Origin of the sequence: Pseudomonas nitroreducens (genome assembly GCF_014204515.1) — a bacterium.
Lineage (GTDB): Bacteria > Pseudomonadota > Gammaproteobacteria > Pseudomonadales > Pseudomonadaceae > Pseudomonas > Pseudomonas nitritireducens_A.
In genome coordinates this window covers 1-20,835 of record NZ_JACHLI010000061.1, presented here as the reverse complement: position 1 = coordinate 20,835, position 20,835 = coordinate 1, and the positions used below count along the sequence as shown (strand labels likewise).

23 protein-coding genes are annotated in these 20,835 nt (G+C 57.8%); 7 read left to right on the top strand and 16 right to left on the bottom strand.

Annotated elements, in window-relative coordinates; translation table 11 throughout:
* Nucleotides 1–80: 80 nt before the first annotated feature.
* From HNP46_RS35005 to ssb, 11 genes are all read right to left on the bottom strand, one after another.
* Complete coding sequence (locus HNP46_RS35005; RefSeq protein WP_260403346.1) at nt 81–482, bottom strand: thioredoxin domain-containing protein; 402 nt, start codon at nt 480–482, stop codon at nt 81–83.
* Between the two features lie 88 nt (nt 483–570).
* The gene (locus HNP46_RS35000) at nt 571–1,227 is read right to left on the bottom strand and encodes a DUF4400 domain-containing protein (RefSeq protein ID WP_184598756.1); all 657 of its coding nucleotides are present in this window, start codon (nt 1,225–1,227) and stop codon (nt 571–573) included.
* The gene (locus HNP46_RS34995; protein ID WP_184598754.1) at nt 1,220–1,576 is read right to left on the bottom strand and encodes a hypothetical protein; all 357 of its coding nucleotides are present in this window, start codon (nt 1,574–1,576) and stop codon (nt 1,220–1,222) included. Before HNP46_RS34995 ends, HNP46_RS35000 begins: the two co-directional genes overlap by 8 nt.
* 11 nt (nt 1,577–1,587) lie before the next feature.
* A complete protein-coding gene (gene traD, locus HNP46_RS34990; protein ID WP_184598752.1) occupies nt 1,588–3,423 on the bottom strand; it encodes a conjugative transfer system coupling protein TraD in 1,836 nt (611 codons plus the stop codon).
* Nucleotides 3,420–5,996 (bottom strand): MobH family relaxase, encoded by a 2,577-nt coding sequence (gene mobH, locus HNP46_RS34985; protein WP_184598750.1) that lies wholly within the window; start codon nt 5,994–5,996, stop codon nt 3,420–3,422. Before mobH ends, traD begins: the two co-directional genes overlap by 4 nt.
* Nucleotides 5,997–6,111: 115 nt before the next feature.
* The gene (locus tag HNP46_RS34980) at nt 6,112–7,155 is read right to left on the bottom strand and encodes a lambda-exonuclease family protein (protein WP_184598742.1); all 1,044 of its coding nucleotides are present in this window, start codon (nt 7,153–7,155) and stop codon (nt 6,112–6,114) included.
* Nucleotides 7,142–7,747: a hypothetical protein gene (locus HNP46_RS34975; RefSeq protein ID WP_184598740.1), complete on the bottom strand. Its 606-nt coding sequence runs from the start codon at nt 7,745–7,747 to the stop codon at nt 7,142–7,144. The genes HNP46_RS34980 and HNP46_RS34975 overlap by 14 nt, the downstream gene beginning before the upstream one ends.
* Nucleotides 7,748–7,874: 127 nt before the next feature.
* Complete coding sequence (locus HNP46_RS34970) at nt 7,875–8,378, bottom strand: hypothetical protein (RefSeq protein ID WP_184598738.1); 504 nt, start codon at nt 8,376–8,378, stop codon at nt 7,875–7,877.
* The gene (locus tag HNP46_RS34965) at nt 8,359–8,538 is read right to left on the bottom strand and encodes a hypothetical protein (protein ID WP_184598736.1); all 180 of its coding nucleotides are present in this window, start codon (nt 8,536–8,538) and stop codon (nt 8,359–8,361) included. The genes HNP46_RS34970 and HNP46_RS34965 overlap by 20 nt, the downstream gene beginning before the upstream one ends.
* 226 nt (nt 8,539–8,764) lie before the next feature.
* A complete protein-coding gene (locus HNP46_RS34960) occupies nt 8,765–9,868 on the bottom strand; it encodes a RecT family recombinase (RefSeq protein ID WP_184598734.1) in 1,104 nt (367 codons plus the stop codon).
* A 65-nt stretch (nt 9,869–9,933) separates the two neighbouring features.
* Complete coding sequence (ssb, locus tag HNP46_RS34955) at nt 9,934–10,470, bottom strand: single-stranded DNA-binding protein (protein ID WP_184598732.1); 537 nt, start codon at nt 10,468–10,470, stop codon at nt 9,934–9,936.
* 414 nt (nt 10,471–10,884) lie between these two features.
* Between ssb and HNP46_RS34950 the strand changes: the two genes are divergently transcribed.
* From HNP46_RS34950 to HNP46_RS34920, 7 genes are all read left to right on the top strand, one after another.
* A complete protein-coding gene (locus HNP46_RS34950) occupies nt 10,885–11,463 on the top strand; it encodes a hypothetical protein (protein WP_184598729.1) in 579 nt (192 codons plus the stop codon).
* Between the two features lie 6 nt (nt 11,464–11,469).
* A complete protein-coding gene (locus tag HNP46_RS34945) occupies nt 11,470–12,357 on the top strand; it encodes a DsbA family protein (RefSeq protein ID WP_184598727.1) in 888 nt (295 codons plus the stop codon).
* Entirely contained in the window at nt 12,347–12,658 is a 312-nt protein-coding gene (locus HNP46_RS34940; RefSeq protein WP_184598725.1) for a hypothetical protein, read from the top strand. Before HNP46_RS34945 ends, HNP46_RS34940 begins: the two co-directional genes overlap by 11 nt.
* A 235-nt stretch (nt 12,659–12,893) precedes the next feature.
* Nucleotides 12,894–13,286, top strand: a complete 393-nt coding sequence (locus tag HNP46_RS34935; protein WP_184598723.1) for a helix-turn-helix transcriptional regulator — start codon at nt 12,894–12,896, stop codon at nt 13,284–13,286.
* Entirely contained in the window at nt 13,286–14,551 is a 1,266-nt protein-coding gene (locus HNP46_RS34930; RefSeq protein WP_184598721.1) for a type II toxin-antitoxin system HipA family toxin, read from the top strand. Before HNP46_RS34935 ends, HNP46_RS34930 begins: the two co-directional genes overlap by 1 nt.
* Nucleotides 14,552–14,585: 34 nt before the next feature.
* Complete coding sequence (locus HNP46_RS34925) at nt 14,586–15,551, top strand: hypothetical protein (protein WP_184598713.1); 966 nt, start codon at nt 14,586–14,588, stop codon at nt 15,549–15,551.
* A gap of 375 nt (nt 15,552–15,926) precedes the next feature.
* On the top strand, nt 15,927–16,733 hold the full coding sequence (locus HNP46_RS34920; RefSeq protein ID WP_184598711.1) for a hypothetical protein: 807 nt from the start codon (nt 15,927–15,929) through the stop codon (nt 16,731–16,733).
* Between the two features lie 27 nt (nt 16,734–16,760).
* On the opposite strand, the gene traN is transcribed toward HNP46_RS34920, so the two are convergent.
* From traN to HNP46_RS34895, 5 genes are all read right to left on the bottom strand, one after another.
* Nucleotides 16,761–19,463 carry a conjugal transfer mating pair stabilization protein TraN gene (traN, locus tag HNP46_RS34915; RefSeq protein ID WP_184598708.1) on the bottom strand — a complete coding sequence of 901 codons (2,703 nt, stop codon included), beginning with the start codon at nt 19,461–19,463 and terminating at the stop codon, nt 16,761–16,763.
* A gap of 129 nt (nt 19,464–19,592) precedes the next feature.
* Nucleotides 19,593–19,793 (bottom strand): hypothetical protein, encoded by a 201-nt coding sequence (locus tag HNP46_RS34910; protein WP_184598701.1) that lies wholly within the window; start codon nt 19,791–19,793, stop codon nt 19,593–19,595.
* 284 nt (nt 19,794–20,077) lie between these two features.
* Nucleotides 20,078–20,293 (bottom strand): hypothetical protein, encoded by a 216-nt coding sequence (locus tag HNP46_RS34905; RefSeq protein WP_184598699.1) that lies wholly within the window; start codon nt 20,291–20,293, stop codon nt 20,078–20,080.
* 11 nt (nt 20,294–20,304) lie between these two features.
* Nucleotides 20,305–20,499: a hypothetical protein gene (locus HNP46_RS34900; protein ID WP_184598696.1), complete on the bottom strand. Its 195-nt coding sequence runs from the start codon at nt 20,497–20,499 to the stop codon at nt 20,305–20,307.
* Between the two features lie 65 nt (nt 20,500–20,564).
* Nucleotides 20,565–20,705: a hypothetical protein gene (locus HNP46_RS34895; RefSeq protein ID WP_184598694.1), complete on the bottom strand. Its 141-nt coding sequence runs from the start codon at nt 20,703–20,705 to the stop codon at nt 20,565–20,567.
* Between the last annotated feature and the right edge of the window lie 130 nt (nt 20,706–20,835).

Sequence of the window (20,835 nt, the reverse complement as noted above, 5' to 3'; positions counted from 1 at the left end):
AGGACTATGAAGCCCTGCTGCCCTGGATCCTCAACGCGACTGAGTAACTGCGCCTACTCGCATCGCAAGGACGTCGTCAATCAAGCGCTTACGTTGATCTGCCCCGCCGAGGACTCGACTAAGGACTTCAATAAGGGGAAGTGCGCCTTGCAGTAAGGGCACTCGGTATCGGTCATTTCAACGAGGGTATAGCGCGCATTGGCATTCCCGTAGACCCAGTTGTCCGGGACCTTTTCGTCGGAACTGTTACGCGCGACTGTAGCCTTCATGCTGCTGACCAGATCGTTGATTTCGTCGGGGGACAGTCCCCGCGCCGACAGTGCGGTCAGTTGATCCTGCAGGGCGTCGATCCTGCTTTGCATCGCATGGGTTGTGTCGTAGTAGAAGTAAGCACCTACCGTAAGGGCAGAGGCCAAAGCTGAAATGGCGATGGTCGCCTTCCAGTTGGTGCTTTCCGGAGTCGTTGGCGTTGTAGCGGACATTGCAAGCCAGCCTGTTCAGGGTGTTGCCGCCATTGTCGACAGCGACAACACCCCCCAGTTGGCTTTTTCCCGCCACATTTTGGTCGAATTAAAATTTCTTCGGCAGGTTGCTGATCAGCAGGGAAAGCAGGATCGGAACCATGACGATGATGAACGTCGAGATCATCAGCGGAGGAAGCGGCAGCGGGCAGAGAACGCTCAGCACCAACAACACAGTCCCCCACGAAAGCAGGTTGGTCGCATGGTTGTTTAGGAACGGCGAGGTGTAGTTGAACCCTTCACGCTTAGCATGCCAGCGCATCCACCCTGCATAGACCGCCGGCACAACGACGACCCCCAGCAATGGCAGCCAGAACATCGTTAGAACCATGCGATACAGCATCTGGTAGACGATCTTTTGTAGCGCGACACCACGTGAATCCAGGTAGTCAAACCACCAACGCGTCTTGCGCTCGAGCGCATCGACCGTTCCTCGTGAGTCGCTCTTTTGCATGAACACATCGGAAACCATCGCCTTTGCTCCTGAGTCCAGCACCAGTGTGGTGAACCAGGCGCGAGTTTTTTCCTCCACCCTGGCCATATCTCCGGCCCCGAGCAGAGAAACACCCCAGGCCCGCTCCTTAAGCATCACCCGGTCAACCCAGTTATTCGGAGCAGCTGTGGCCAGCATGAGTATCAGCACGAAGAAGAACAGGATCGAAGCGAATACTCCCTTGGGCCACTTCTCCTCGATCGTGTCAGCCATGAGCAAGGTACTCCCGCACCAGTGGAGGGACATTTGCGGCATCGCACCAACTGCGAACCTGATCGGCTGAAGGCAGATCATTCACCGTTCGAAGCTGCGCGAGCACGTGGCCAAGAACCTCGCGCAGGCGAATAAAGTCGCTGGTCCTGTCGCGGCACATCTTCTGGTAGCTGACCAGGACCTCAACAAGCGCCTGGCCGACAACCTGAGGGGGGAAGCCAGCCTCCAGGATCATATGGATAACCCGTGTACCACAGCGCCACTCCAGGTCAAAGGTGCGCAGCAGCTTGGTGCTCTCCGCATCCAGTTTGGTACGACGTTGAATTTCCAGGGGAGTCGAAACGGACATGGTCTCTCCAATCAAGCAGCTTTGGGGAATTGCACGATCGGTATCCGTCCCTTACGGAGGTCCCCACCGGCAAAGATTGCGAAGTATTCGAGATCGGGCAGCTCACCGAGCAAGGCCGAGGGGAACTTCTCACCCTCCTCCTGCATCAAGCGCTCGCCTACGTTGCCTCCGACCCTGACACCCGTTTGGTCAGGGCTGTTGCCCTGGGTGCGCATGACGTACTTGAACCGCGTCTTGGGGAGCTTCGAGGCGATGAACTCTTGGGTGTCGGTATCCAGTACCCGCAACGCGACCACGTGGTTGCAGTTACCGAGGACCTGCATTGCTTTTGCCTCGTCGCCGAGCCGCGCTTTGAAGTCGGCGATCGTCTGCGTGGCGATGTAGAGGTTGATACCGGCGCCGCGGCCTTTGTTGAGAAGCTGGATCAACTGGTCGTTGATGACCTCGGATGCCTCGTCGATGAAGATATTCACCGGCTTGGGCAGGCGGTGGTTGTAGATCTCGCCGGCGGTCGACGCGAGGTCTGCCAGCGCCAACGAGCCGATGGTTGAACCCACCATGGAGTCGGACAGCGAGTCCAAGCCCATGTAGAGCACCTGGTCGCCGTTGATGATCGAGTTGAGGTCGCAAATCGGACGGGTATCCTCCGGATCCAGAACCGGAGACAGGAGCGGTCCCATCGCACCTGCGGTGAGCATGACCAGAATCGGGAGCAGGCCCGCGATCATCTTGGTGAAGTGCGAGCGCTCGTGCTCCAGCATGGTCAGCAGACCTTCGATATCGCTGTTCGGCTGGACCGGAGCGATATCTTGGTAATAGACCCGACGGAGCACCTTTGCCCGAGCCTCGATATCGCCCGGTTTGACTTTGGCGCTTATCACGGCCGCGTCGGCCATTTGTCCAAACTGAGCCTCGCCGAACACTTCGCTGCCGTAGGCCATGACCACCTTGATGGTCAGTCCAGGCACATCGCCTTCCAAGGTGCGACGCAACCCCACCAGGTTCGGCTGGATATTGCAGATCAGCATGGCCTGGATGACGTTGTTCAACGCCATCATGGAGAAGGCCTGGAATGGGTCACCGGCTTCGCTCTTCATCAGTACGGCCACGCGTGATGCGATTTCGGTTGCACGACCGAAATTCTTGGTCAGCGACATGCGTACGCTTTTCTCCGGGAACGCCGGATGGAAATACTTGAAGCGGTGAGGTTTGCCAATGAGCGAGGTCGTTGCGCGGCAGGTTTCAGCCAGGCCTTTATCACCCTTCGGATCGATTACGATTACGGGCTCATTCCGGGCCACGCACTGGGCGATCAGCAGGTCAAACCAGCGGGATTTTCCGGCGCCGGTGGTGCCACACACTAGGAAGTGAATATTCCGAGAGTCGGCCGGCCGCATACAGGCCTCCTCCTCGTGCATGCCGATGCCGTGGATCCACTTAGTGCCTTTGACTGTCGCCTTACGCTTCCCTCGCTTGCCGAGGACCTCCTGGAGATCGGTGGCCAGCAGCTCGAAGGAGTATTGGCCATGCAGTTGTCGCCAGGAAAAAGCTTCACCGAAGTAGATATCGTCCTTGTTCTTTCGAACCATCCCGACAAGGTCTTCGATGGTGATGTTGTGCACGCCGACACCGTAGAGGCAGGCCTTGGCGTTGTGTACCCGCAGCGCTTTGGGAAGCGCGGCGAGTGCGAATCCGGCCTGAACCGCTACGGTAACCAGATACGGCGTCATCGGCATGCTTGTGAGCAATTGGACAGCGCTGCTGCCCACGATCGAGGCGCCCCATGCTGCTACCTCGCGGGCCTCGAAGTTAGTCCGCCAATATCTCGTGTATTCCCATTCGCTCATTTGCTGGGGATCTCCTCGGGCAAAGCGCGGATCAAAATTTTCTTGCGAACGGACACCTTCACCGCGTCTCGCAAGGCAAAAATGGCCTCCTCGACAAGGTCCGGTCTGACCCCGTTTTGTGTGGCAATGGTGGCAACCTGGTTTGGGGAAATACTGCGTAGATGCAGCCCACCAACCTGTTCCGGTGTTGACTTGGCCATCACCTGGTCGATGCAGCGGCGCAGCACTGGGAGGTCGCTCTCAGGCAAGCGGCTCACATGGGGGACGTGCAAGTCGAGGTCGGCGAGCTTGCACACGATGTGGCTGTAGTCCGTGCTAAGCACGAATCCATCGCGGTTCTGCAGCTTGGTGACCATGCCCGCACCTTCCACCGAGATGTTCTGCCAGAGCCAACCGGCAGCCAGCAGGTCGTTGAGGTCCTGGTGAAGGAAGGCACCACCGAGCCGGACGAAGACCTTGTTGTAGGCGCTGCGAAGCGACAGGGGGTCCTGTGCTGCGGCAAATAGCTTTGCGGCCAGGGATGGATGCTGTTGCAACAGGTAGGTCTCATGCTCGGTGAGCCGTTCTGTCTGCTCAGGCTGAATGCCAGATCCAGGAATTGCATGATGAGCTTCAGTTGCCTGCACAGCCGGCAATGCCTGCGCCGTCCCAGGCGCTGGCTCTGGCTCTGGCTCTGGCTCTGGCTCTGGCTCTGGCTGGGGCTGGGGCTGAGTCACAGTGGATGCTGGCTGCGGAGCTTTCACCTGAACGCCCTTGAGCTGGCTCAGGGAAATTTTTGCAGGCCGCTGTGCCGGCTCTTGCTGCTGTGGGGCGCTCTGATGTGCTGGCACAGAATCGCTAGCCGGACTTCTGGCCGCTGCCTGCCCTCCTACTGAATCTGGCTCGACTTGATCGCTCAAGGGCTGGCCGGGCTCGCCCGGGACCTGGCTGAGGTCTCCCAGCATCTCCTCGAGCGTGAACGAAACAGGCTGCTCCCCCATGCCATCAGGCAATGCATCCTCAGAAATGGACGTATCAACGTCTTGGCTTGGCGGCAGAATGTCTGTGGGGCTGGCAGCGTTGGCCGTTGTGACGACGGGAGCAGGAAGTGGCGTGCTGACCTTCGAGGGGCCTGCCTGCGTGGCGGCATCTCCGGGGGATTTTTTCCGCTTGGCTTTCCCTTCTGACGGCTTCTTTTGTGTAGGAGCCTCGGCATTCAGCGCCACAACCGCCTCCCCGCTCGGATCAGGTCCAAACAAATCGGCCTGGGTCGTGTCGACAGCGCTCGCCACTGCGCCTTGCTTGTCGTTAGGCGCGATCAAGTCCTGAAGCTTGCCCTCTTTGCCGAGGCTCACAGAAATGGGCGGTGGCACAGGAGACAAGGGGAATAGAATGTCCGGCGAGGAGAGCTTGAGGCAGCGCAGCGCCGGCGCCTGGCCGTTTTTGCGCAACAGATGGGGAGTGACGTACCAGTAGAGATCGCCGCTGGCTGCGCGCTCAGCAATCCCATGGGACGCGAGCGTACCGATAAGGGTTTCAGGCGATCGCGGCAGGGCCACTACACCGTCCCCCACAACCATCTTCACTATTTCGCCGGCCGCCTGGCTCCAGGCGATGTACACCCCATCGGTTGCAACCCACACCCGACCGCCTGGCGTGTTTACTTTCCAGGTCCCATCGTCGATGAGCCTCAACATGGCGTCGGTCACCAAACGCGGTACCGGGACGCCGGTATCCCCACCAGAACCGTTACGAGGACCTTTGCGAAGGTCTCGCTTTACCGAGGTTTCGTCCGCCCAGGCAACCAAGGAAGTCAGCGGGGACTTTCCGGTACCGGATATGGCATCGAGCATGGCTTCGTAGATGTCATGGCCACCATCCCTGATCCAAGCACGCGCTTCATCAGGAATGATGCCTCGGACCAACGAAACCGAGACCTGGACGTGGTTTTCGTGACGATCTGAGTTCCAGTGCAAGAAGTACCGAGAAAGCCCGGTTCGTACAGACCAGGTGTGCAGTGTTTCTCTCTCGTAGTTCCACTCCTCTACACCATCGAAACTGGTAGCCCGGATGTCAGATAGTGGCTTGCCAGCGTCATGCAGCAGGCCGGCAGCAACCCCAGCAACATACCAACGACGCAGACGCATACTGCGCCGCGCCGGCGTTTCGCTTGCATCGAATGCAGTCGTCAAGCACCCATCCAGGGTATATGCCGCCACTTCAAGGCTATGCCGGAGCAGCCCCCCGGGGCCGTCGTGATGGTGGTTTTGCGAGGCAGGCAGCAGGTGCGCCAGCTCGGCAAAGTTACTTAGGATCGGCTCGACGTAGCGGGCATATTCATCGTCCGGAAGCCCGATCGAGCCTGCTATCCGGTCAATTAACTCGGCCTGGTACTTACGCATGAACCAGGTGCCGGCAACCTGGCCCGGATAGCCCTCCTGGTAGGGGGGATATCGTAGGTTTCGCCAGTTGTGGTTCTCGAGGTAAGGCTTGAGCTCTGGATTGATCAACTCCTCCGCCGGGTGCGCGAAGCCCTTGCTCGGCGGGGAGCCTTTTCCGGTCAGCAACCGGCGAAGGAAAGTGAGAGGAGGCATAGGCTTCTCATGCGTTGGGTTGCACGTATGTTGGAGGAGCGCAACACCGTCACGTGGCGATTTCCCACCGTTTTCGAGTCGAAAAAAAACCCGGCACATGGCCGGGTCGGGGGAGTCAGAACCAGAAGGTTCCGAATGCACTGGAAGGCTCTACGGCCTCTTGCTGTTCAGCTTGCGCCAGCCTTCGGACACGAGGTTTCGGTTCCGGCTGAGCGGTTGCTTCGTCGTAGTTGGGATTTACAGTGTGCCGGTACGCGACAGCACCGCCAGTACGGTGGCGGTCAAGAACCTCTTCAGGAATTGAATCACTCAACTCCTTCGCGACCCCTTCCCAGTCCACGCTACCGGCCATCTCATAGCTGGTTACGCGCACGCCTAAAGCCTCGGCTCGACGGAACATCCCCATCAGTGGTCGGAACGCAGCATCCTGTTCCTTTGCCTGATTGGTCAGCGCCTTGAGCTCTGCCTTCAACTTCGCGATCTGTTCCTCCAGCTCTCTCCGGGGCTTGGCCAAACTGCGCCAAGCGGCAAGATCGAGCTGGTCCAGCGGTATGAAGTCCCGCTTAGGGTCTGCAGCCGGCGGGCAGCCGGTCTCAACCAACTCCCAGAATTGCATTTCCGCGGCGATGATCCTCTTGCGAGTGACCTCGTCTAGCGACACTGGTAGGCAGCAGGGTTCGTGCTTGGGGGACCAGAACCACAGGTACCCTTCACGCGCCCCGCTGACAATGAGTTGGTGCCATACCTGCCACCGATACAGCAGGTATGCCGGGCTCTTTTCTTTGAGGCGAAGTACAGCAAGATGGTTTGCATCGGAGAGATTTTTAATCTCTACCGGCGCGCCGTTGGCCAACAGTCCGTCGAAGGACGCCCGCATGAACGGGTACTCCTTCGACTCACCGCAGATCGGCATGCCAAGCTGGCCATACTTTTCCTCAAACGCCTGAAGCGCCATTGGCTCTCGCTGTACACCCTGGCGCACCTGCGGAATGACCGACAGATCCGGCGGAGTAACGATGCCAACCAACTCCTTCCAGAGCTCCAAGGGGGTTTTATCGGGGTTCTCCCCAACGATCACTGCACAGCTTGTCGCAGAAACCCCTTCCCGGCGCCACTCATGCCACTCCGGGGAGCGCTGCGCGAGGTCAACGACTTTCATCGGACACCTCTTCAGCAAGCCCCAGGCGGTACAACTCCTCGTTGCTGAGCACACGAGCACGGTAACGGTACTCAGTGCACACCTTCAGGTCAGCAAACATCTGGTCACGCTGCAGTTTCGACTTAGCGAAAAACCCCTTGGCAAAGGGGTCATCCTTGTCGATCACATTCGCATAACCCAACCCATCCAGCTGGTACTTGCGGGTCATGTCCGCGTGGGACAGAACCGCTTGCACTCGTTTATCAAACGCCCCTGGCATCGCAAGGTACTCGAGCCCGGTTCGTTCTCCGAGTGCATGTAACGCAGCGGCAAGAGCCTGCGCCAGCGCCTTTCGAAGTTCGTAACGACGCTTGGCAAACTGACACGAGGCCAGAAAAGCTGGCTGTGCTGCCCTCAGCGCGATCTCGCGTTCCCCTTGGCTCAGACCCACGACATAGGGGCTAGACGGGAAGAACTTGAGGTCGAGGTACACCTGCAGGTCACCCTGCAGCTTCCCGAGGCGGGCTTGAACAGCCACCGGCGAGTTCAGCAGTTCGGTCCACTGACTTGCCAATTTCCGGTATGCCCGACGTGCTTCGGTGTAGGTCTTCATCTCGTTCTCCATATCAAGTAGTTAGCCACCTGGCCGTACAGACCCAAGCGGACCCCACCGGAACGAACGAGCCCCATGGGGCATTCGCCCCAGGGGGAGTTTTTCTGGTAACCCAGATGGCCCAGCATCAGGCAGCCTTAGCGGCTGCCTGATAGCGGGCATAAATTTCTTCACGCTGCTGCATGGCATTTTCGAAGCTGAGCAACCCTGCATTGCAGGACTGGATCAACCCGACAATCTCCATGCCGCGGCGCCACTCGACGGTATCGGCAACGCGATCAAGCGCGCCTGGATCAGGCGCGCCATAACCGTCATCAACCAGATCTCCGAGACACTCTTCCATCGAATCGAACGTGTTGCGTCCGGTAAACCCATCGCGCTGAAACGCCTGCCAGCGAAAACGGCCTGGCTGCGACGCGTCAGGGAGAATGATCCCCCACGCGTCACGCATGCAGTGCTTCAGGGTCAGTCCGACTTCGAGTTGGCCGACGAGGAACTCCAGGAGAAATAGCTTCGCCTGGGTCCTATCGATGGCCTCCTCAGCACGATCTGCGAACGGGCCGCCATCGATGAGAACCTGCTGCAGCTCGCACAGCGATTTCTTCAAACTCTCAACGGTGGATGGACGCATTGACTTGCTCCTTTGCCAAGGATGGTTTCAGGAGCAAGAACAGATCCGGGTGTGACTTTTCTGCCTTCTCGATTGATTGCTGGAACGACTCCGCCTGACAGCGGAACTGTTTCGTTTCGTTGGTCAGCAGATCCACGAGGGTGTGAATGTAGGTGCGCATTGAGTTTTCCTTTTCAGAAGATGGGTCCCTGAAAAGGCAGCGCTCCCGAAGGGGCGAATGCCCCCTCAGGGTGGTTTTTTCCTGGCGCCTTACGGCAGCAGCAGGGTCAGGATCAGCTTGATGATGTCGAGCATGATGCTTCCTCGATTGCTACCAGGTGCCCCCGCTAGGGGTGTTCCCTGGCGGGTTGGTTTACTCGGCATGCCCAGTGGCAGCCAGGTTCGGTTTATTCGCCTTGTGAGGCGGTTTTGTAAGCCTCCGCTTGCGCGGTTTTAAGTTGCTTCTCCGCGTAAGCGCGCGCATCGACCGGCCAGGTCGAAACGTACTCAAGTGCGGCATTCCAGGCCGAAGACAGCTGCGCTCGCCGGACCAGCTCGGCAACCTTTTTCACTGTCTTCTCCGGAAGGTTCGACGCTGCATCCGGTTCTTCATCTGCCAGTTGGACCTCACCCTCAAGCACGGCACCTTCCGGTTCCGGTTGTGGATCAGGTGTTGCTGTCTTGGCTGCTTTATCGACGACCGGCTCAGGCTGCTGGCCCTCCTCGTTCGAGGTGGGTAGCGGCTCAACTGGATCCACGACTTCCGCAGTCCCCATGTAGCGCTCGATGGCCGAGACAGGCACGCCGGTGGTAGCGAATCCCTCCCCACCGGTGGTGTTGAGGTATTCGATTACCTTGTCCAGTTTCCCGCCTGCAAATGGCCAATACTTCCGGGCGATCTTGATTCCAGACTTCTTCTGCATCGAGCTTTCGTAGGTAACCCACGGGCCTTTTTTGTGCTTCCTCCACAGCTCCGACGCATCCCTCGCGGCGAGAATCTCCTTGAGGGTTACGACTTCGACGTGAAAGCGCCCATCGGGTAACTCCGCCTCGACATAACATCCCAGAAGCTCGCCGCGTTCTTCGGTCGGCGCAAAAGGTTTGCACTTGAAAATCGGGGATTTGCGCTTACCCAAGTACTCAAACTCATCGTTCGAATACACGAGCTCCACGTTTGCATCCCTGATCGCTCCATCGTTCACTGCCACCTTGATCATCCCTCGCCAAGACACGTCGAGAACGACCTGTCCGTCCCGAGGAACCAGGTAAGCCAGTTGCCGTGAGGGGTCGAGAGTAAGACCCGACGCGGCGACCTGACTGAATGCATTGCGAAGCGATAGCGGGTTCTTGATTGCCGAGCCGCACAGATAATCGTTATTCATCATCGCCTGGGCTGCATACAGCAACTCATTTTGGAAAACGACATCGGTATTACTCAGCTTGACAATCGACATGAACTTATCTTCTTGCTTTGCAATAACAGACAAAGCCGCCTGAAATTTCTCGCTCATGGAATTTTCCTTTTAAATAAAAACGCACCCGAAGGTGCGTTAGTTAGTCGATAAGTCTTTGACGTTTAGCAGATCAGCAACAGCGACCGGCTAACGGGGCCAAAGGGAATATCGTCGTCAAACGAGTCATAGTCAGGTCCCGGAACCGCCTGTTGACTCGGCGGGGTCTGTTGACTTTGCTGTTGACGCGGTTTTTGCGGCGGGCGTTGTTGCTGCCCTTGGCCCTGCGGGTCCGGAGCATTGCCCTGGCCTTCTCGGCGACCGCCGAGCAGCTGCATATTGCCGTTGATGTCCACCACGATCTCGGTGGTGTACTTGTCGCTACCGTCCTGGCCCTGCCACTTGCGGGTACGCAGGCTGCCTTCGACGTAGATCTGCGAGCCCTTGCGCACGTACTCGGCGACGATTTCCGCCAGGCGGCCGAAGAACACCACTCGGTGCCATTCGGTACGCTCTTGCTGCTGGCCCGTTTGTTTATCTTTCCAGCTTTCGCTGGTGGCCAGTGTGATGTTGGTTACCGCGTTACCATTTGGCAGGTAACGGGTCTCCGGGTCGCCACCAACATTGCCGACCAGGATTACTTTATTAACGCCGCGAGCCATGATGTTTCTCCATATTAAAGAAATACTGGGCGGCATTATCCCCAAGACGGGGTAATAGCGCCCCGTGGGGGTTTTTCGTTGAAGGTTTTTAGTTGAACTTTTGAGACGGCCAACAAGCCGACCATGCACCGGAGTGCATGACTAAATCAGAGCGCACATGCGCACTGACTTAATTCGATAAATTCTGAGGAGGCGGAGGTCGCCTGGAGCCGTGGGACGGCTAAGTGCGGGGGGAGACACCGCAAGGGGTTCATAACGTCGTTGAGACGTACTGATGAGTCTGCAACACCAGGCCCTTCAGTGCAATACGCCGTAAGGGCCATCTTTTTTTTCGACGCTTTTTCGGCAGGAAAAACGAATCCGTATGGAAATCCGCTTCGGACAATAGGGGCACTTCGATCCCGAGGATCCACTATGCCCAACCGTAAATCTCTGCTGTTCCTGGCCATCACCGCAGGACTGATTCTGTCTGGAGGATGCACACACACTCCTCCTCCACCTGCTGAACCCAGCCTGCCGCCAGGGGTTCCGTTCGTAGTGGATAGCTACGCCCCTGACATGCGTGACCACTACACCAGTTGGGGGCACACCGGCCGTGGTGGCGCCGCCCTGCGAGAACCTGCCTACCAGCCGGTACTGAGCAGCCAGGAGGAGCTCGACACGCGCTACGGAAAACTCTATCCCGATCTGCAACCGCGGCAAGAGCTGCATACCGAAGTGGCCATCCCTCCCGGAATGGTCGCGAGCAGATGCGCCGATCGCAACACCGTAGCGCAGGCCTTCGCAATCGGTCAGCAACCCAGCGACCAGTTCATCACTACCCTGGCCAACCCCAAGGGCTCGGTTAACGAGTACATCCAGGTCCGGAACAAGCTGTGCAAAGGCGCTGACCGGCTGACCTACAACGAGTGGCTGATCCTCGTAAACGGAACCCCCAAGGACCTGCCGATTCGCCTGCAAGCCCCCTCCCAACCCACCCAACACCGTAAGTGAGCCGACATGCCAAATTCCAACATGAGCCTGATGAATGTCATCGGCGTCGCTGTCGCTACCGCCGCTGTGAGCATCGGGCTTTCCTTCTCCATGGGTACCGCGTACACCAACGCCAAAGTAGCCAAGGCCATCGGTGAGCTGAACGAACAAGCACCGGCAAAGCTGGACAAGATCCTCCAGGATCGAGAGGCCAAGGCACTGGAAGATCAGCGCCAGCACATTCTGGCGAACTGGTCGGGCGCGCCCGACGCCATGGCAGACGGCCGCCACGTCTATGGCAACCTCAAGGCGGAATTCTCCTTGGTCGAGTTCAGCGACCTCGAGTGCCCCTTCTGTAAGCGCTTCCATGACACGCCCAAGCGCCTGGCCGATGCGTCTGGCGGACGCCTGAACTGGGAATGGCAGCATTACCCCCTTCAATTCCACGACCCGGCAGCCCACGTTGCAGCCACTACCGCTGAGTGCGTGAACGAACTGGTCGGTAATAAAGCTTTCTGGGCATTCACTGGCGAGTACTTCAGCCATACCCAACTCAACGGCCAGGGCCCTGAGGACATCACGCGCATCGCGGAATCGGTAGGTGTGTCTCCGTCCGCGTTGAAGACCTGCGTGGACAGCGGGAAGTACGCCGAGAAAATCCAAAAGCAGATCGCCAAAGGTACCAGCCTGGGTGTTACCGGTACCCCGGCAACCGTCGTGGTCGACAACAAGACCGGCAACCATCTGCTGGTTAAGGGAGCTGTACCGGCTCAAGAGTTCCAAGCTGCAATTGCACAGTTGATCCGCATGCGGGATGAACCCAACCAGGAACAGCAACAAGGCCAAACGCAGTCTCCGGCGACCGTCCCGGCCCCCATCCATCCGCTTGCCTTGGGAGGGAAAGATGTTCAGTAAACTCGTGCAGAAACCTGTCCCCCTGCGGTTCGAATTGACCGGCGCCGCTACCCTCGCTCACCTGCGCGGCATCAACTCGAAGCGAGAGGAAATGTTTGCGCAACTGAGAGGGGCACAGAGTTGGCAAGGCGTGTCCTCGATCCTGCAGGAACAGGGCTATTCCCTGATCAGCAACGATGGGGAGCCTTTCGTCGTGAACTTCACCACCCACCAACTCTTCCCGCTCTCGGACTGCGGACACAGCATGCTGGTGTTCACGGAGCGGCTTGGGCCCTACCCGACTGCGCATGGACCCGAGTAACCTCCGCAGAGGCATTATGCGCTGCGCAAACCTAAGCCGCCCTTGAGGCGGCTTTTTCATGCCCATGGTTTTGCAGCATTGATGCTTCAGCGGATACGGGTTGAATCATGTGTGTTTCATGCAAACATCATTGCATCATCAATGCTTCAGATCTAGAATTATGAAACACCTATAACTCACCCCACTCGATTTGACGCATCAATGCTTCAAACGTGGCGCTCAGGGATATACGACGATGAGAACGACCCTGCTTGAGCAGATCCGAAAACGCCGCAAGGAACTCGGCCTGAAGGGAATCGACATGCCGGCACGGACGGGGATCAATCGTCAGCAGTACGGCCTCATCGAAAAAGCCGGCAACCCTAATCTGGAAACCCTCGACAAAATCGCCGAAGGTCTAGAGGCGGAGCTCATGCTGATTCCTAAGGAATGCCTCGCCCAGGTCAAAGATGTGCTGCAGGGCATTCCCAACGCATCATTTCGCACATCTACCATTAGCCCCCATAGCAGCCAAATCAGCTCCAAGGTCGGGAGCCCCACTGTGCGGCACGCAGGCCTGCAAGATACGGGCGGGGAGGATGTCGATGACCCGTGGAAAATCATTGAGCAGGCAAAAGGGGATAACTGATGGCCGGTGAGAAAGTCTCCGCTCTGCGTCTGTCGATGCATGGCCAGCTGGTCGGCTACGTGGCCGGGTTCGATAACGGCCGCAATGTCCTATCTCTTGCCCCGGAGTACATCGAAAACCCCAACCGCTATTCACTGACCTTGTCGATGTCGTCAGAGGAAAAATTCCGCCTTCTAGCGCCGAGAGCCTTTCCTCGTGCTCAGCGGATGCAACTCCATCCGGTCTTGAGCAACCTGCTGCCGGAAGGGTCGTTGCGGGAGCTCCTCGCGCAGCGGCTGAAGATCGACCAGATGAACGAGTTCCCGCTCATGGTGCACCTGGGCGCGGACCTGCCCGGGGCTCTCGTAGCCGAGCCGGTTCCTGCGGAGAAGGTTCCGGACTACGCATTCGGCGACCACGGCCGACTAGACCGTATCGCAATCGATGTTGTCGATAGGGTTGCACACTTCTCACTGGCCGGCGTGCAAATGAAGTTCTCCATGCACAGCCGTGACGGGCGGTACATCATGGGCGACTCCAATGAGCCAGGGGACTGGATCATCAAAACACCCTCGACCAGGCATCCCTTTGTGCCGGCCAACGAATACACCTGCATGTCGCTGGCGCAACTGATCGGGGTGGTGATTCCAGAGATCCGATTGGTTGGTATGGATCAGCTAGAGCAGCTACCCGAAATCAACCTCCCTGACGAAGGCGTTGCCTACGGGATCCGACGCTTTGACCGAGACGGCGATCGCCGAGTCCATGCTGAAGACTTCGCACAAGTCACTTTCTCCTACGCCGCCAGGAAGTACGAAGGCGCGAGCTATGAGTCGATCGCGTCGCTGATCTACCAGAACGTCTACGCTGGCCAACTCGACGTCATCCAGATGGCAATCCGCCTGCTAGCCAACATCCTGTTGGGCAACGGCGATGCGCACAAGAAAAACTGGAGCATCCTCTACCCCGATGGGATCACCCCCACCCTTTCGCCCGCCTACGACATCTTGTTCACACGGGTGTACATGGGGGACGAGCAGGAGTTCGGGCTCTCGATGGCAGGCACCAAGCGCTGGTACGACGTCACCATGGAGCACTTCATGAGGTGGGCTGATCGAGCAGGCTTGCCAGGCTCGCCGATACTCTACAACTTGCGGCAGGCGATGAATGCCGCACGTGCACTGTGGCCGAGTGCGCTGGAAGAAAGCCCGATGGCCGAGCCACACAAGGATGCATTGCGGGCACACTGGCGAGCCCTGCAACCAGACTTCCGAATCGAGGCGTGACCAGGACGATCTTTCCGCCAAGGATGGAACGTAGATGTCAGGAAACCTTATTCCCTTTGGGATGCGCGACGGCCAGCTCTATCAGGCCGATGAGGTCGACAACGGCCTCAGCTGCGGCTGCATCTGCCCTGAGTGCAAGCGCCCTCTAGTAGCTGCCAACGAGGGAGAGAAGGTCCTACCGTACTTCCGGCATGCACAGTCGGCGTGTGCTGACGGTTTCGCCGCCGGCGTTCGCCGACGCGCAGTGGAAGTTCTGCAGACCGCTGGGCAAATCATGCTTGCCCCCTTCCGGGAGCAACTGAGCGCAAAAAGCCTCTATGGCACCCAGCTTCAAACGACTGTCGATTTCGGGCCACGACTGCTCGCAGCGGATCGGGTTGAGGCGCACGTCACCATCGACGGCCAAGTCATCGACGCCGCCATGTGGAAGGACGGTCACCAACTCGCCGTGCATTTTCGCGTAGCAAAGCGGCCGGACCTCGCCAAAGTCGCCAGGCTTAGTGCTCTTGGAATCTCCGTGCTGCAGGTCGACCTGAGCCAGCTGGATATGGAAACGGTGCTCGATCGGGAGGCGATCCGACAGGCCATCATTTTCGAGCCGGCGCTGCGATCCTGGTTGTTCACTGAACGTGGCCATCGACTGGCAAAGATCGCCAGCGATCGGTTACTCGCCGAGATCGAAAAGTTGAACGTCCAGGAGCGAGAAGAACACCAGCGCCAGCTGGACAAGGATCTTGAGGAGCGCGCGCGCGAACGAGCTGCAGCTTCCCAGCGGAGCATTCAGCAGCACGAACTTCGCGAAGCCAGTAGGCTGGCCCGGGCCGCGGCTGAGGACGCTTACAGAAACACCCCGGAAAGCTTGGCAGCCCAAGCAAGAATCGACGGACTCAAACAGGTGACCAAACAGAGGGCCGACGCAATCAGCGCAACCATTTGCCAGGCCGTGCTCACTTGGGGGGGGCATTGGCGAAGAGTGCCAACAATGCTTCCTTGTCAGTGAGCCGAACACCCGGCACTGCATCTACTGCAATGGCGGTGGCCCATTCACAAAAATGACCTTCGGCCGTGACTACCTGGCAAACGTTCACCAGCGAATGAAGTCATCGCACAAGCCCTACACCTCATTTACTCGGGTCCCGACGCTCGCCTGCGATCCCAAAGAGATTGCCGCCGACGATAAACAGCTGTGATCAGCAGGACTCGCGCAGCGCCTCCTCAAATCGCACGGTCCCTAAGCCGAGTTCAAACAGGGCCCGCTGACCGTCTTGGGTTTGCGACCAATCATGGTGCAATCCCCCCCATTCAAAGTGTGAGCACGTCTACACATAGGTGGCACTACGCCGGTATCCTCCTGCGGGTTGAACAAGGAGCAGTCATGAATCGACAACTTCACCGTATTTCCAAGATGGCCCTCGCTGGCGCCGTGGCCATCCTGGTCGGGTGTGGAACCACCCCCCAGCATCCCAAAGTCACCCTTCCGGATCCGCAAAGCGTGCCGCGGGAACAGTGGTCTGACGCGCTCACCGTTCTCGACGCTATGGGGATTCATGGCCAGCGCGATATTCCGAAAGAAATGCTCGGCCGCACCAACGGCCAGGATGTCGCAGGATCGAACGTAAACAGCGGCGTAGGCGATATCGCAGTCGGCCCATCTGTTGGGCTTGGCCTTGGCTTGTTCCTGCTCGGTGGTGGCAACGCTCAGCCCCAGGGCATATCGCAAGTGGCGGCTTGGGTTCCGGCTGACCTTGCGGCCTCGCCAGAAGCCGCCATCGCAGTCGCTGTATCGGAATGGGAAAAGGCCCGGCGAGCGGCATTCAAGAACGAGCCGCGCCAACTAAAAGCAGTAACCGCACGCTACCCGGATGGCTACAACCCTTCAGTCGCGTACGCAAGTGTCTCCGACAGCATGCTCGAAATTCCGGTACAAATTACTGATGGTCCCCATCAAGCCCCCAACTTCATTCACTCCGGCTTGGTTTACGGGCCAATTTTCATTCACACCAAACAGATTTATCTAGACGCTAGGGATAACGACGTAAACTTCCCAACTGCGATGGCTGCCATTGCTAAGCAGCTGCCCGACTGGTTTTACCTTTACTACCCTGGATCGAAGTTTTCGAAGCAGCCTTTGCCGGCAGCGGTTTACTCTAACTCTGGCACGCATTACTTCATCAGCAAATAATAAAACCCCCGCCGAAGCGGGGGTTTCTCATTGCAACGGCTGCATTTGCTCCGCAGCCTTTCGCTTCACCGAATCAACATCAACGCCATCAAGCCTCTCGACGTTTCGCTGAACGGTATCTGCACGCCCAGTTCCTTGGTTGAATATATCGTTCAGCTGGCTGCCATTGCCCGTCAGATTACTTAGCGTCACAGAATTAACTGTCGGAAGATTTCCAGTCATGCTCAGCATGCCGATCCACTCCGACAAATCAATCTTTGACCAGTCTAACTGCTGTAGCTGCGCAGGGGTCAAACCATCACAACTCGGACTCTCGGCCTCACCAAAATTCAGACCCAGCTGCTGGCGCCCTTGTTCTTGAATTATCCGCCCAACAACTGAGCCGAAGCAGCAGTAAGCGTCCCTTTTTTCAATGCACTGCCCAAGCGCTTTCGACGCGCAGTAGCTACCTACGAAGGAACATTGACGCGTTTCTTTTTTTGCATCTAGTTCAAATTCAGACGGTTCGCATTTCCATATTATGTGGATCAGCATGTCAGTGATCACATAGACCGTGTATACAAACCCGATGAAATTTACTACAGCCGCGGCCTCACTCGTCAGACCGGAAACCGCACCATCTTCGCCCGTTGCGAACACTGCATCAGCTGCCCCTGCAGCACCCATATCAACCATCTGGTCGTAAGCCCATTGCATCAGTTGCTGCTCGAGCTGACCGAGGCCCACCTCCCCTGCTAGGGTCGCGTCAAACTGGCCGGTTGCCGAACTGACGATATCACCCCACTCCCCTTTGATCAGCGCTCCGGCTCCCGACTCTAACGCGGCTTCCCCTGCTTGCCAGTAGCCCGGGGCAAATAGACTCCCGGTCCGGCTAAGTGCCTCGACAGAAGAAGCCATCTTCAGGCTCGCCATGGTCAGGTTCACGTAATCGAAAATACTGATGCCCTGAGGGGCCTCGCAGCAGTCGACATACCCACCCAGGGCCTTCTTGCACTCCATCGGTTGGCCGCCGAATATTTTACAGTCCAGGCTATCCGGCGAGGCGCATGTCATGTCCTGCTCGGCGAACTGGGTAACCTGGAGCATGGCAACTGCATAGGCGAAATCGCCACTCTTCGTATTCGAGGCATCGAAGCATTCGCTGCCCATGCACCGAGCTTCCCCCGGGCACTCAATCTTTTGGCCGGTGTTGACCACCGTCGGCACGGTCACGTCGTAACCGCAATCCCAGGTCTCGTTGTAGACGTAGCAGGTCCCCTTGGAGCCTGAAGCCCCTTGAACGCACGATTGACTGACGAAGCCGCACGAGCTGTTCTGCTCAAAGCTGGCGCAGCTGTCGAGATTCGAGCCATCGTTCTGCGGACACTGCTGCTGGCCCTGGGCATCGGTGTAGCAGTCCATTTGCCCCACGTTGTAATCGCACTGCAGAGCCGAGACATGAACCGTCTGGGCCAGCCTGTCTACATTGGGAATGGGCGGTGCCTGCAGCTTGGAGTAGATCGGATCGCCCGGGCAGACGTCGAACCCCGATAAATTCACGCAGCTGCCGCTGCTCCCGTCACTGCCCGCGGTCGTGCTGTAGGAGCCGGAGCAGAACTCTTCCATCGTCGCGGTGGCTGCATCCAGGCAGTCTTTCGGCGTCCAGTAATCCTCAACCACCACGAGGAATTGGGCCATCTTGTAGAGCCCCGTGGCAGAGAAGCTGTTGGCGATGTACGTGCCGAGCGACTGAACGCTCTTGTTGTTGTGGAAGATGTACGCGGTAACGCCCTGCGCGGCCATGCGTTGGACCAATGCGGCTGTATCTCCGCCAGGACCGTCCTCGTTCCCGATGATCACCAGGACCTTCTGCACATCACTACGCCAGCTGAATGTATCCAGCACAAAGTTGGCGGCATTTACGTTATAGGTATCACCGTGGCTGGTACCCACGGAATTAATCCAACCCTGGAACGCTGAGGTGTCCGCCGTCAGGTCGATGTGCCTGGAGACATAGTCGCTACCCCGGGTCAGGGCACCCCCAAGGTGAAGGTCGCCCTCGTTTGTTGCCCCCAAGAGTGTTGCCAGGTTGCTGATCGAGCTGCGCAGCTCGGCGATCACGCCGTCCATAGAGCCCGAGTTGTCGACGAGGAACACGAGATCTACTGGACCGGCCTTAACTTTGATTTCGTGGCTTATGTCGCAGTTACCCTGCGGTTTCACCAGTCGCTCACAGGTCTTGTAGTTGGCTATGTGAGACTTGATCGTCGTATCAGCGAACTGGTCGACCTTGCTGCAATCCGAGAAGGTGTCCTTAAACGACGACATGTAGTCGTTTGACCGTACCGTGTCGGCGTTGTTGAACATTGGGTCTTTCGACATATCGGGCTGTACCCGCTGGGAAGCCCCCTGCAACACGCGATATGCATCGCCGGTCGTTGAGGTGTCGGTGGCCAGGCTGGTGTTGGCCTGTTGCCCTAGGTCGATGGTATGGGCATCACTGCCGAACACGCTCTCCAGCGATGGGGTATCGGCTCCCTGGTAGCCGGAGAACACATCCTTCAGGGTTGAACTGCTACCGGTAGCGCTGAAGGCCTGAATCCCCTGCTGACCGACTTCCTGCCCAGCACCAGAGCCGGCAGTAACCGCATCCGCCCAAGCGGTGAAGGTCATCATGTTGAAGTAGAGGCCGAGCACGGCCGTGCTGATCACCCGGATCAGGAAACTTCGAAAGCGGAATGGGTTGCGCATGGTGGAGCACTCTTGGGGGGACGCCCCGATGCTATGGATACGCAACGCCCCTGCAGCGCCATTTCCGACAAAGATTCGGTCAGAAAAAACAAAGCCCCGGCCAGTGACTGGCCGGGGCTTTGGGTTTCTTCATGCTGCCTCAACGAGGACGAGGACCTCGCCATCCGCGGGAATCAGCTTGTGGATCACAGCCCAACTCTTAACGAATCGGGTATCAGGATCCTCGCAGTTGACGGTCTTTGCGATCTGCTCGGGCACGAGGAAGCGGCGCCCGGACTCGACCAGTAGTTCGTTGAGTTCTTTACAGAAGAGTGCTTTTGCTGTGGTCACGGGTCGTTTCTCCAGGTGGGTGATCCCCGCAGCTCTCCCGTGAGGAAGAGCTGCGGTGGATCACCCACCTGGGGTGACCACAGCCAGCCTAGCCCGTAGGGCTAGGCTTCAAATTCACGACCGTGCGCAGTCTGCCGAGCAGTCTGCAGCGTCGAGGGTTCGTTAGTGGCGCTGAGCTTGACGCTGCTTCTTGTGCCGTTGGATGTAATGGTCAGCTACCAACGAGGCGATGCCCATGAGGACCGCGAAGGTAGCGACCGAGATAACTCCAATGCCAAGAGGGCTCATTCGTCTTCTCCTTTCCATTCTTCCAATACAGCCATGATGAAGCTGGCTAGCGTGCTGATTAATCCTATCACAAGCAGCCAGGCTCCCCACATCACGTCGTCGGCCTTGTCATCCGGAGGCAAGCCAAGAAGAAGCAAGCCGGGAACAACAACTCCGATTCCTAGGGCCATAAAGAAATCTACGAACCAATCTTTCATTTTTGACTTTTTCATTACTACCTCTCTTATATTTGCTGAGAGATAGCCCCTGCGGGAATCTCCCGCACGGGGTTTATTATTTCCAATTCAGCGCCATTGGGCTGAATCAGAACACTCACCGAGAACCCATTCCCCTCCGAATAAATCGCATACGGAAGTTCATTATTCAAGGCGAGTCTTTCTGCGCCTCGAACAGCATCGAGCGAGTCGATAAAGTGCATGATTATCTTCCTCTCACAGCGAGGAATATCCCTGCGAGGGGATATTCCCCTCAGGGTTATTTAAATCAGAGTTCAGCTTGATGCTGAGCTTTGATCAGTTGCGCGGTATGAGAGTTTTGGGCGGACTCAACAGCACCATCGAACAGTTTGAAACTCAGTTGGATGCCACCAACAATTACAACTGCGCAGATGAGCAGAGTTTTCATTTAGATTCTCCATTTGCAGAAAGCAGACGGAGAAATGGTCTGCTCCCCGCATCTGAGTACAGGGACTCACGCTAATTTTGCTGCCTGTTTGCGCCGCCGAAATTCCCTTGGGGATCGGTAGTTCAAGGCG